Source organism: Rhizobium sp. CFBP 8752 (assembly GCF_014842035.1).
Classification (GTDB): Bacteria; Pseudomonadota; Alphaproteobacteria; order Rhizobiales; family Rhizobiaceae; genus Neorhizobium; species Neorhizobium soli.
Map to the genome: position 1 here is coordinate 213,345 of NZ_JACYUZ010000001.1, position 12,325 is coordinate 225,669.

11 protein-coding genes are annotated in these 12,325 nt (G+C 61.0%); 8 read left to right on the plus strand and 3 right to left on the minus strand.

The genetic code is table 11. The annotated features are described in order from the left end of the window. The 3 genes from IFT59_RS00985 (at nucleotide 1) to IFT59_RS00995 (ending at nucleotide 2,824) form a co-directional block, all read left to right on the plus strand. On the plus strand, nucleotides 1–888 hold the full coding sequence (locus tag IFT59_RS00985) for a F0F1 ATP synthase subunit gamma (RefSeq protein WP_062581712.1): 888 nt from the start codon (nucleotides 1–3) through the stop codon (nucleotides 886–888). Nucleotides 889–911: 23 nt separating this feature from the next. After that, nucleotides 912–2,342: a F0F1 ATP synthase subunit beta gene (gene atpD / locus IFT59_RS00990; RefSeq protein WP_062581713.1), complete on the plus strand. Its 1,431-nt coding sequence runs from the start codon at nucleotides 912–914 to the stop codon at nucleotides 2,340–2,342. A gap of 74 nt (nucleotides 2,343–2,416) precedes the next feature. Continuing rightward, nucleotides 2,417–2,824, plus strand: coding sequence for a F0F1 ATP synthase subunit epsilon (locus tag IFT59_RS00995; RefSeq protein WP_062462547.1), 408 nt, complete (start codon nucleotides 2,417–2,419; stop codon nucleotides 2,822–2,824). A gap of 73 nt (nucleotides 2,825–2,897) precedes the next feature. Here IFT59_RS00995 and IFT59_RS01000 read toward each other — a convergent pair whose 3' ends face one another. Beyond that, nucleotides 2,898–3,794, minus strand: a complete 897-nt coding sequence (locus IFT59_RS01000) for a LysR substrate-binding domain-containing protein (protein ID WP_174197128.1) — start codon at nucleotides 3,792–3,794, stop codon at nucleotides 2,898–2,900. Between the two features lie 111 nt (nucleotides 3,795–3,905). On the opposite strand from IFT59_RS01000, the gene IFT59_RS01005 reads away from it, so the two are divergent. The 5 genes from IFT59_RS01005 (at nucleotide 3,906) to fdhD (ending at nucleotide 9,791) form a co-directional block, all read left to right on the plus strand. After that, the gene (locus tag IFT59_RS01005) at nucleotides 3,906–5,051 is read left to right on the plus strand and encodes an iron-containing alcohol dehydrogenase (RefSeq protein WP_192085736.1); all 1,146 of its coding nucleotides are present in this window, start codon (nucleotides 3,906–3,908) and stop codon (nucleotides 5,049–5,051) included. Between the two features lie 16 nt (nucleotides 5,052–5,067). After that, nucleotides 5,068–6,567, plus strand: a complete 1,500-nt coding sequence (locus IFT59_RS01010; RefSeq protein WP_192085738.1) for an aldehyde dehydrogenase family protein — start codon at nucleotides 5,068–5,070, stop codon at nucleotides 6,565–6,567. Nucleotides 6,568–6,738: 171 nt separating this feature from the next. Continuing rightward, on the plus strand, nucleotides 6,739–7,863 hold the full coding sequence (locus IFT59_RS01015) for a mandelate racemase/muconate lactonizing enzyme family protein (protein WP_192085740.1): 1,125 nt from the start codon (nucleotides 6,739–6,741) through the stop codon (nucleotides 7,861–7,863). A 195-nt stretch (nucleotides 7,864–8,058) separates the two neighbouring features. Then, nucleotides 8,059–8,943 carry a LysR family transcriptional regulator gene (locus tag IFT59_RS01020; RefSeq protein ID WP_092659346.1) on the plus strand — a complete coding sequence of 295 codons (885 nt, stop codon included), beginning with the start codon at nucleotides 8,059–8,061 and terminating at the stop codon, nucleotides 8,941–8,943. Next, entirely contained in the window at nucleotides 8,943–9,791 is an 849-nt protein-coding gene (gene fdhD, locus IFT59_RS01025; protein ID WP_092659348.1) for a formate dehydrogenase accessory sulfurtransferase FdhD, read from the plus strand. Before IFT59_RS01020 ends, fdhD begins: the two co-directional genes overlap by 1 nt. Nucleotides 9,792–9,820: 29 nt before the next feature. Here the strand turns inward: fdhD and IFT59_RS01030 are convergent, their stop codons facing one another. Continuing rightward, on the minus strand, nucleotides 9,821–11,578 hold the full coding sequence (locus IFT59_RS01030) for a methyl-accepting chemotaxis protein (protein WP_092659350.1): 1,758 nt from the start codon (nucleotides 11,576–11,578) through the stop codon (nucleotides 9,821–9,823). Nucleotides 11,579–11,791: 213 nt separating this feature from the next. Next, on the minus strand, nucleotides 11,792–12,271 hold the full coding sequence (locus IFT59_RS01035; protein WP_062462566.1) for a chemotaxis protein CheW: 480 nt from the start codon (nucleotides 12,269–12,271) through the stop codon (nucleotides 11,792–11,794). Nucleotides 12,272–12,325 lie beyond the last annotated feature (54 nt).

Sequence of the window (12,325 nt, forward strand, 5' to 3'; positions counted from 1 at the left end):
ATGCCTTCACTTAAGGATCTGAAAAACCGGATCGCCTCCGTCAAGGCGACGCAGAAGATCACCAGGGCGATGAAAATGGTCGCCGCTGCGAAACTGCGCCGTGCACAGGAGGCGGCCGAGGCTGCCCGTCCTTATGCGGAGCGTATGACCAAGGTGTTGGCCAGCCTCACGGCTGCCAATGCCGGCAATGCCGAAGCACCGCTTCTCTTGTCCGGGACTGGCAAGGATCAGGTTCATCTCCTGATCGTTGCGACCGGCGAGCGTGGTCTGGCGGGGGGCTTCAACTCCTCGATCGTCCGTCTGGCACGCGAGCATGCGCTGAAGCTGATTGCACAGGGCAAGACGGTCAAGATCCTGACCGTCGGCCGCAAGGGCAACGACGTGCTTCGCCGTACGTTCAAGGACAACATCGTCCACTACGTGACCTTCCGCGAAGTCAAGCAGCTTGGTTTCGTCCAGGCCGACGAAGTGGCCCACAAGGTGCTCGAGCTGTTCAACGCCGGAGAATTCGACGTTGCGACGCTTTTCTTTGCGCGCTTCCAGTCGGTTATCGCACAGGTGGCAACTGCCCAGCAGATCATCCCCGCAAAGTTCGACGTCAGGGATGCAGCACAGCCGGATGCCGGTTCTGCCGCACTCTACGAATACGAGCCGAGCGAACAGGAAATCCTGGAAGATCTGCTGCCGAAGAACATCGCAGTGCAGATCTTCCGTGCACTTCTTGAAAACAACGCTTCCTTCTATGGCGCGCAGATGTCTGCAATGGACAACGCGACGCGCAATGCCGGTGACATGATCAACAAGCTGACGCTCTCCTACAACCGTCAGCGCCAGGCACAGATCACCAAGGAACTCATCGAAATCATTTCGGGCGCGGAAGCGCTCTGAGGTAAAGAAAGAGGGTAATAATCATGGCTACCGCAACGGGCACGTCCCTCGGCAAAGTGACCCAGGTTATCGGCGCTGTCGTCGACGTGGCGTTCGACGGCGAACTGCCGGCGATCCTCAACGCGCTTGAAACAGAGAACAACGGCAACCGCCTCGTTCTCGAAGTCGCGCAGCATCTTGGTGAAAACCAGGTTCGCACCATCGCCATGGACTCGACCGAAGGTCTTGTCCGCGGTCAGCGCGTGACCGATACCGGCGCTCCGATCACCGTTCCGGTTGGTCCAGAAACGCTCGGCCGCATCATGAACGTCATCGGCGAGCCGGTCGACGAAGCTGGTCCGCTGATCACGTCGGGCAAGCGCTCGATCCACCAGGAAGCACCGTCCTACGTCGAGCAGTCGACTGAAGGCCAGATCCTGGTAACCGGCATCAAGGTCGTCGATCTCTTGGCACCCTATTCCAAGGGCGGTAAGGTTGGCCTGTTCGGCGGTGCCGGCGTTGGCAAGACCGTTCTCATCATGGAACTGATCAACAACGTCGCCAAGGCGCACGGTGGTTACTCGGTATTTGCTGGCGTGGGTGAACGTACCCGCGAAGGCAACGACCTTTACCACGAAATGATCGAATCCGGCGTGAACAAGCATGGCGGCGGCGAAGGCTCGAAGGCAGCTCTCGTTTACGGCCAGATGAACGAACCTCCGGGTGCGCGCGCTCGCGTCGCTCTGACGGGTCTGACGATCGCTGAAGACTTCCGCGACAAGGGCCAGGACGTTCTGTTCTTCGTGGACAACATCTTCCGCTTTACCCAGGCAGGTTCCGAAGTGTCGGCTCTTCTCGGCCGTATTCCTTCGGCCGTTGGTTATCAGCCGACGCTTGCGACCGACATGGGTCAGATGCAGGAACGCATCACCACCACGACCAAGGGTTCGATCACCTCGGTTCAGGCCATCTACGTTCCCGCCGACGACTTGACCGACCCGGCTCCTGCAACCTCGTTCGCCCACTTGGACGCAACGACGGTTCTGTCGCGCTCGATCGCTGAAAAGGGTATCTACCCGGCTGTGGATCCGCTCGACTCGACCTCGCGCATGCTCGACCCGCTGGTTGTCGGCGAAGAGCACTACGAGATCGCTCGTAAGGTTCAGACGACGCTTCAGCGCTACAAGGCTCTGCAGGACATCATCGCCATCCTCGGCATGGACGAACTGTCCGAAGAGGACAAGATGACCGTTCAGCGCGCCCGCAAGATCGAGCGCTTCCTGTCGCAGCCATTCTTCGTCGCCGAAGTCTTCACCGGTGCGCCGGGCAAGCTGGTTGCTCTCGAAGACACGATCAAGGGCTTCAAGGGCCTCGTTGCCGGCGAATACGATCACCTGCCGGAAGCTGCCTTCTACATGGTCGGCTCGATCGAAGAAGCGATTGAAAAGGCCAAGAAGCTTTCCGAAGCTGCTTGATCCTATAAGACGGCGCGCGGGACATGATCCGGCGCGCCATTCCTGCTTGAAACACTCGAGGGAAGTGGACCTTAATGGCCGACGCTTTCAAATTTGAACTGGTATCGCCCGAGCGCCTGCTCGTTTCGGAGAATGTCTCCGAAGTGGTGATCCCGGCAACGCTTGGCGAAATGACGGTGCTTGCCAACCATGCGCCGACGATGACGACGATCAAGCCGGGCGTCGTGTCCGTGAAGCTTGCCTCGGGTCAGGTCACCAAATACGTCGTCTTCGGTGGTTTTGCCGACATCGTCCAGGACAGCTGCACGCTGCTGGCGGAATCCGCTGTGCCGGTGACCGAACTGAACCAGGACACGCTGCAGAAGCGCATCGATGCCACGCAGGCTGCCATCGACAACGCCAACAGCGACGAGCACAAGACGAAGCTCGAACAGTTCCTGTCCGAACTGACGCATCTGAACGGCATCGTCGTTCCGGCCTGATTTTTCAGCGTTAGCTATAATTTACGAAGGGCGGTCCATCGGGCCGCCTTTCGCGTTTTAGCGCTTTCGGTGCCTATGGGTTTCCAAGCAGGTGCTGGTGGAGACGTGCGGCGCCGGGGGTGAGTGAGCGGTAGCGCGGCATGCCGAGATAGTAGCCATAGCCCGTATCCAGCTGCGCCGTACCAAGCTCCACCAGTGTTCCGGACGCGAGCTCCTCGGCGATCAATCCCCTGCTGCCAAGCGTCACGCCCTCGCCACGCAAGGCTGCATCGATCGCCAGTGAATAGGTCGAGAATGACAGGCGCGGCTTGATCGCTGCCTTGGGTGGCTTCGGCAGGCGCGCGAACCATTGCCTGAGCGAAATCCAGTGGGCGTTGGCTCGCTCGTAATCGATCAGGTCCAGCTGGGTCATGGCGTCTGCGGTGAGCGAGGCTGCATCGAGCCCCCGTCTTTCCACATAGGCGGGGGAGGCGACGGGCACGAGGCTTTCCCGGATCAACAAAGTGAGGTTCCACCGCGGGTGTTCGCCGGCGGCATAGAGGATGACGAGGTCGTTGGCTTCCGAGGCCAGTTCCGACGGCACGTCGGTTGTCAGCAAACGCACGGAGACAGACGGGCTCTCATTGTCGAAATCCTTCAAGCGCTTGCCGAGCCACAGATGCGAGACCGAGCTGCTGGCGGCGATCGAGATGGTTTCCCTTCCGCCGCCCCGGAACGGCTCCAGACTTTCCTCCAGATATTCCAGCGTTGCGCGCACCCTTTGGGCAAGCCGGTCTCCCTCCGATGTCAGGCTGAGATTGCGGCCGCGCCGCGTGAAGAGTTTTGCGCCGAGTTGGTCTTCCAGCCCCTGGATACGCCGGCTGACGGCGGCCTGGGTGATATGAAGCTCACGACCGGCGCGGGAGAAATTCATGAGCCGGCAGGCGGCATCGAAGACGCGGAAGGCTTCCAGCGGAATTCTGTCCAGCATCGACGTCTCCATGATCTGAAGTCATCATTAAGCCTGAAAAACTGATGGATTTGAAGATGTGAAATTGTGTTGCACACTCACGGCTAGCGTTCCTGTCAGGGTGTTTCCGTCATGCAGTTTCAGACGTCATCAGTACCAGATATCCGCTTCGGCTCCGGCCTGTTTGGCGATCTCGCCTCCGCGGCCAAGGGCTTCGAAGACGTGGCGATCGCAACCGTGGTCATGGACGGGTTTCTGGCGTCGACAGGTCTCGCCGCAGCACTTGCGGATGAGTTGGTCGCCGCCGGGATCGAGCCGCGACTCTATTGCGATTTCTCGGGCGAACCCAAACTCGCGCATCTTCGCGCGGCAAGTGAACTCGCAAAGGGTTCCGATCTTGTCATCGGTATCGGCGGTGGATCGGCGCTGGATATCGCCAAGATTGCTGCCTGCTGCGCCGCGTCCGGCGAGGACCCGATGCATTATGCGCTGGCCGCCAATCCGCTTCCACGCAACCCCCTGAAGAAGATCATGGTGCCGACGACGGCGGGCACTGGCTCGGAAACATCAGCGACCAATATCTTTGCCGGGCCGGAAGGCAAGAAGCTGTGGATCTGGGGAGGGGAGACCAAGGCGGATCTCGTTATCCTCGATCCGGATCTCACCATCTCGCTGCCGCCGCATCTGACGGCGTGGTGCGGCCTGGATGCCCTTATTCACGCGTTCGAGGCGGCAACGAACCGCAACACCCATGCCGGCGCGAAACTCTATGCCCATGAGGCCATGCGGCTGGTGGCAGGTTCGCTGGAGACAGCCGTCAAGGCTCCAGGCAATCTCGATGCCCGCGGAAAGGTGCTGCTCGGCTCCTGCTATGCCGGTATCGCGATCGACAACTGCGGCACGGCTGTCGCCCACAATATCAGCCATGCGCTGGCCGGGCTTGCGCCGGTTCATCACGGGCTTGCAACGGCGCTCGGCTTCGAGGCGACGCTTTCTTGGCTGTGCGATGTCGACACGCCGGACCTGAACGACGCGGCTCATGTGTTGGGTCTTGCCGATGCACAGGCGCTGCCCGGCTTCGTTACCGATCTCATGGATCGCTGCGGGGTGAAGCGCGCGCTGCCGAAGGCATTCGACGTCTTTTCAGCGTCAGACCTTGCCGCCGAAATGCGGGCGCCGGAAAACCAGCCGATGCGCCGCTCGACCGTGCGCGAAGTTTCCGACGCCGACATCGATACCTTCGCGACCACGATCATGGCGCTGCCGAAGACGCTTTAGGAACAGGGACACTCCGATGACCACGACCTATACCCGCGATTACTGGGAAAGCGCGCTTTCCTCGCTCAAGCTCGAAGGCCGTCTTTTCATAGAAGGCGACTACCGCCCGGCGCAGTCAGGCGAGACCTTCACCCGTCCACGCCCCATGGACGGCAAGCCGGGTGTGGCACTCGCGCGCGGGGTCGGCGTAGATATCGACGCCGCCGTCGCGTCTGCCCGCGCAGCCTTCGAAAGCGGTGTGTGGCGCAAGAAGGAGCCGCTCGAGAAAAAGAAGATCATGCTCCGATGGGCCGAACTCATCCGCGCGCATGCCGAAGAGCTTGCGATGCTGGAAACGCTCGATGTCGGCAAGCCGGTTCTGGCGTCGCTCAATGTCGATGTGCGCCTCTGCGCCGATGGCATCCAGTATTACGGTGAAATGATCGACAAGCAGTATGACGAGGTCGCACCGACCGGCCCGAATGCCCGCGCACTGGTGCGAAAAGTGCCGCTCGGCGTGATCGGGGTCATCACGCCCTGGAACTACCCGATGATCATCGACGCCTGGAAGCTTGGTCCGGCAATCGCGGCCGGCAATAGCGTCGTCCTCAAACCGGCCGAACAATCGTCTCTCTCGGCGCTCCGGCTTGCGGCACTGGCGGTGGAGGCCGGTCTTCCCCCCGGCGTGTTCAATGTCGTCACCGGCTACGGCGAAGAGGCGGGTAAGCCGCTGGCGCTGCATATGGATGTGGACATGATCGCGTTCACCGGTTCGACCGAAGTCGGCAAGCTGATCATGGGGTATGCAGCCCAATCCAACGTCAAGCGCGTGGCGCTTGAGCTCGGTGGCAAGTCGCCCATCGTCGTGTTCGAGGATGCAGACCTTGATGCCGCAGCATCTGCCGCCGCCTGGGGATGCTTTTACAATGCCGGCGAGACCTGCCATGCCTCGACCCGCCTTCTGGTGCAGCGCTCGGTTCAAGAGAGATTGATCGCCAAGATTGAGGCGGTGACCGCAAGCGACATAGCGCTCGCGCATCCGTTCGAGCCTTCCTCCCAGATCGGCGCCCTGATCGACCAAGCGCATATGGAAAAAGTACTCGGCATGATCGCTGCCGGCGAGACGGAGGGTGCCAAACGTGTCTTCGGGGCCGAGCGGGTGCTTTCCGAAACGGGGGGCTTCTACATCTCGCCCGGCGTCTTTATCGACATGACCAACGACATGAGCCTGGCGCGGCAGGAAATATTCGGCCCGGTGCTTGCCGTCATCCCCTTCGATACGGAGGAGGAGGCGCTGCGGCTTGCCAATGATACGATCTATGGTCTGGCTGGCGCGGTGTTTACCAAAGACATGGACCGCGCCCACCGCGTTTCGGAAGCGATCCATGCGGGCACGGTGTGGATCAACACCTATGACATGGCAAATTTCTCGACACCCTTCGGCGGCTTCAAGCAATCCGGTTTCGGACGCGACCGGTCGGTGCATGCGATCGACAAGTACTGCGACTACAAAACCATCTGGCAGCAGTTTGGGTAGGAAGGCCCTCTCTGGCCTGCCGGCCATCTCCCCCACAAGGGGGGAGAAGACTCGTGGCGGTCGCTCGTCTGGAATTGATCTCCGGCGTTGCGGCGGGTTAAAGCCCTCCCCCTCGTGGGGAGGGTGGGGAGGGGTCTTCGTCAGTCCGGCAACATCAGCGGAGGAAAGAACATGAGCCGTATCGCATCGATCGAGATCACCCATCATCGCCTGCCGCTCGATCCGCCGTTCAAGGCGAGCTGGGATGGCAGGCCGCGGCGGCATTTCGACGCCACCATCGTGCGCGTCAAGGACGACGAGGGCCGGGAGGGGATCGGGTCGGGCGACCTGATGAAGGGTTTCGAGGGTCACGAGGACCTGTTCATCGGCCAGGACCCACGTCATCTGGAGCGGCACTACGAGGTGCTCTCACATATCAACTTTCACTATGGCCGATGCTGGCCGCTGGATCTGGCTCTGTGGGATCTGTCGGGCAAGATCAATGGAGAGCCCGTCTGGCGGATGCTCGGAGGGCGGTCGGACAAGGTGCGCCTCTACGCATCCTCGGGCGTGCTGCGCGATCCACAGGCGATGGCGGATCAGGCGGAGCGTTACGTCGAGGAGGGGTTTCCGGCCATGAAGGTGCGCTTCTCGTCCTCTGCCGGCGGACGGTCGAGCTGGCGGGATGACATCAAGGCGCTGGGAGCGATCCGTGCCCGCGTCGGCGATCGCCTGGAACTGATGGTCGACTGCAATCAGGGCTGGCGCATGCCCTGGGATACGACACTGCCATGGACGTTCAAGGATGCACTTGCGGTTGCGAAGGAACTGGAAAGGCTCGACATCTACTGGATGGAAGAACCGCTGTTCCGGTCCGACCGCAAGGGCATGCGAGCGTTGAAGGAGGCGACGTCGGTGAGGATCGCGGGCGGCGAGATGACCCGCGAGCTCTCGGAATTCCGCGATATCATCGAGGAGCGTGCGTTTGACGTGATCCAGCCGGATGTTGCGCTGGTGGGCGGCATTACCGGTTGCCGGCGGCTCGTCTATCAGGCGCGGGAGGCGGGGGTGACGTTTACGCCGCACAGCTGGACCAACGGAATCGGCGTGCTCGCCAACGCGCATCTGACTGCCGGCGTGGGGGACGCGCCTTTCCTCGAATACCCATATGACAATCCGGAATGGAGCGGGGCGCGGCGGGATTATCCAATGGCTTCGCCGCTGAAGCACAGTCACGGCTGGCTGGAACTGGGCGATGCGCCGGGTCTCGGCATCGTGCTGGAAGAGGATCGTCTCGCGTCAACCCGGATTGCCTGATCCCGGGTGGTGCGCGCCCTGAGTTCGCAGAGCCTGCGGTCTACCAGCGTCGACCAACGAAGAGGTGATTGACGACGCCGAAATCTCCTGCGCATTCGATTTCTTTTGCCGCTATAAGTTGCCGGCAGAGTGATTTGATAGGATGTGGCGCCGGAAGTTCCGGCAAGTCAAAGCCATATCGTGTGGGAGCGGGCTTTGATCGACAAGCTGGAATTCTTCATTGCGCTGGCACGGGAAGGCCATTTCGGTCGCGCGGCCGAGGAATGCGGCATTGCCCAACCTTCCCTGTCGGCGGCGATCCGGCACCTCGAAGACAGTCTCGGCGTCCAGCTCGTGGTGCGCGGTTCGCGCTATCAGGGCCTGACGCCCGAGGGACAGCGCGTGCTGGAATGGGCAAAACGCATTGTGGGCGATGCCCGCACGATGCGCGAGGAAATGCGCGCCGCCCGCAAGGGTCTTGCGGGCCACATCCGTCTTGCCGTCATCCCGACGGCGCTTGCCATGGTGCCCAGCCTGACTGGGCCCTTCCAGACCCGGTATCCGGATGTGACGTTTTCGGTCGTGTCCCGCACATCGTTGCAGATCCTGACGCAGCTCGACAATTTCGAGATCGATGCGGGCATTACCTATCTCGACAACGAGCCGCTCGGTCGTGTCGTCAGCATTCCGCTCTATTCAGAAAGCTACAATCTCGTCACGGCCGACGGCACGCAGCTTTCCGATCGTAAACAGGTGACCTGGACCGAAATGGCCGGGTTGCAGCTCTGCCTTTTGACGCCGGATATGCAGAACCGCCGGATTATAAGCCAGCACCTCGCGGAAGCCGGCGTGACGGCGAGGCCGATGCTTGAATCCAATTCGATGGTCACGCTGCTGGCGCATGTCGGTACCGGTCGCTGGGCCAGCATCATGCCGCAGAACGTGGCCGAGTCCTTCGGTTTCTCGCAGAATATCCGCACCATTCCGATCGTGGAGCCGCATGTCAGCCATACGGTTGGTCTTGTCGCTCCGCATCGCGAACCCAATACGCCACTGGTTTCAGCGCTGCTCCACGAGGCGCGCCTGCTCGGAAAGTCCTGATGTCCACGTTGAATGATGAACACAAGGGCGGCATCGCGCCGACCGTTTCGCTGGCTGAAACGTCCTATCGCGATGGGCTCGTCAAGGAAACGAGCCGGTTCGTACCCGAGGAGGTGCCGATCGCCTTTTCCTACGGTGGCTCAACCCAGGCGGTGATGATGGGCACGCCTGCCGATCTCGAGGACTTCGCGGCCGGTTTCACGCTGACGGAAGGCATCATTGCCTCCATCGCCGAGATTGAAGGGATCGAGGTGCTCCAGGAGGGCGACGGTCTCGATGTTCAGGTCACGCTTGCCGAAGACAAGGAAGATGCTCTGCGCGCCAGACGACGCCATATGGCAGGACCCGTCGGCTGCGGTCTTTGCGGCATCGAATCGATCGAGCAGGCCATGCGTCCGGTGCCTGATGTCTCCGGTGTCGACATGCTTCTGTCAGCCGCCGACATTGCGCGTGCCAGCAACGCGCTCAACTCCGCCCAGCCGTTGCATGCCCAGACTCGCGCGGTTCACGGAGCCGGTTTCTATGTCCTCGGCGAGGGACTGGTTGCGGTGCGCGAGGATGTCGGCCGGCACAATGCGCTCGACAAGCTTGCGGGCGCCGTGATGCGCGCAGGCCGCACGGGCGCCGAAGGCGTCGTCGTCGTTACCAGCCGCATCTCGGTAGAAATGGTGCAGAAGGCCGCCATTCTCGGTGCCCCAGTCTTGATCGCCATATCGGCGCCGACCGCACTGGCCATCCGCACGGCGGACGCCGCAGGCATGACCCTTGTCGCACTCTCACGCGGCGAGGATTTCGAGATCTTCACGCATCCGCACCGGATCCGTTTCGAGCCAGCCGAGGTTGCCTGAACGCCGCCCCGGCTGCTCTTGAGGGTGTCTCAGAAATCTTCCCAGCCACCGGCGGCTTTCAGATTACCTTGAACCATGCGCAGCGGCGCCACGTTGGCTGCTGCCGGCATATAGTTCGACTCCGGCCTGCGGACCTGGGAGGTGACGGAGCCGATATCGAATTGGCTGAGCAGAGCCTTCAGGCTATCGGCCTCGTTGGCCAGTGAATAGCTGGCAGCGGTGGTTTCCTCCACCATCGCGGCGTTCTTCTGGGTCGCCTGGTCCATGTGATTGACCGCGCTGCTGATCTCTCGCAGGCTGGTTGCCTGTTCACGGGATGCCTCGACGATCGCGCCGACATTTTCATGGATGCTTGCCACCTGCACGAGGATTTCCTGCAGTGATCGGCCGGTACGCCCGACCAGTTCGACACCGCTGGAGACCTGATGCGCCGAGGTGTTGATCAGAGTCTTGATTTCCTTGGCGGCCTTGGCCGAGCGCTGAGCGAGTTCGCGCACTTCCTGAGCAACCACGGCAAATCCCTTGCCCGCTTCACCCGCGCGCGCCGCCTCGACACCGGCGTTCAGGGCCAGGAGGTTGGTCTGGAAGGCGATGTCGTCGATTACACCGATAATGTTGTTGATCTCGTTCGACGAGGCGGCGATCTCGTCCATCGCCGAAATGGCACTGCGGACGACAAGGCCGGATTGTTCGGCATTTTCCTTGGTGGCCCTGACCTGCTTGCCGGCCTCGTCGGCGCGGCTGCTGGAATCGGTGACGGTGCGCGTCACTTCCTCAAGGGCTGCTGCGGCCTGCTCAAGTGCGGCTGCCGCCTGCTCAGTGCGCTTTGCGAGCTCTCCAGATGCGTCACGGACTTCGGTTGAAGCCGCGGCAATACCGGCTGCATTCTGCGCCACGGTACGCATGGCATCGGTCAGCTTGGCGGCGACCTCGTTGAAGTCGCTTCGGGTGGTTTCCATGCTCGGCACGAAGGGCGTATCGAGCGACTGGTCAAGCTTGCCGTCCGCGAGATTGCGCAGGCCTTTGCTCAGCATGCCGATTGCGTTCATGCGCGGCGTCACGTCGGTTGCAAACTTGACGACCTTCGTGACCTTACCGTTGAGATCGCGGATCGGGTTATAGGCGGCCTGGATCCAGATCTCGCGGCCACCCCTTCCGTAGCGGACAAACTCGTCGGCAATGAACTCGCCTTCCGACAGCTTCTTCCAGAATTCCGCATAGGCAGGTGACGCCGCATAGCCAGGCTCGCAGAACATCCGGTGGTGGCGTCCCTTGATCTCGGCCAGATCGTAGCCGACAGCGTTGCAGAGATTTTCGTTGGCGTCGAGGATTTCGCCCTGTGGTGTGAATTCGATGACGGCCTGCGACCGGCTGATCGCCGAAAGCTTGCTCGCGTCATCGGCTGCCTTCAGCTTCGTGGCCGTGATATCGGTCGCGAACTTGATGACCTTGTATGGTTTGCCGTTGCGCATGACCGGGTTGTAGGAGGCCTGGATCCAGATTTCCCCGCCTGATTTGGTGATACGCTTGTACTCCCGCGCCTCGAACTTGCCGGCAGCGAGGTCTTTCCAGAAAGAGCGGTATTCGTCGGACGCAACGAAAGCGGGCTCGCAGAACATGCGGTGATGCTTGCCTTTTATTTCTGCGAGCGTGTACCCCAGCGCCTGGCAGAAATTCTCGTTGGCATCCAGGATGGTGCCGGTCAGATCAAATTCAATAACGGCCTGCGAACGCGATATGGCGTCGAAGATCCGCGCCACATCCCCGGCTTTACCCAATCCCAGCATGATGATCCCCTTGCCGCGCCGCGTCGGACACTTGGCTGCGTACTTTTGACGCCTTTTCCCAACAGCGGGATGGTCGTCGCCCCGGGATAATATTAGAAAGCATAAATATTAAAAAGTGATGGATGAAAACGGATTGTGAGCAAGTATTACGAAGCAAACGACAAAGGCCGCATGACTTAGTCATGCGGCCTTTGTTCAAATCGCGGGGATGGTTTAGGCAGCGAGTTCTTCTACTTCGGTGCCCTTGAACATCTTTGACAGGTTGAGGAAGCAGATCATGCCGTTTTCGTTGGCGATGATGCCTTCAGAGAATGACTTGTCGAACGAAGCGGAGACTTCCGGAACCGGCTGAACCGTGTTTGCGGGAATGGTCAGGATGTCGGACACGCGATCGACCAGCATGCCGATGACCATGTTATGCACCTCGGCGACGACGATCGCGCTCCGCTCGTTGGCGACAGTGCTCTTCATGCCCAGCTTGAAGGCCAGATCGATGATCGGGATGACGGATCCACGCAGGTTCATGACGCCGATGACGTCGGCCGGTGCATGCGGGAGCGGTGTCGACGGGGCCCAACCGCGAATTTCGCGGATGGTGGTGGTCTTCACGCAGAACTCCTGATCGTGAAGGCGGAAGGCGATGATCTCAAGCGTATCGCCACTGTAAGTCTTCGAGTTGATCGTCGCGGACATCAAAGTTCTTCCCGGTTCGTGCAGGCCTTTACGGCGACAGCGGCAGGTCCGGTT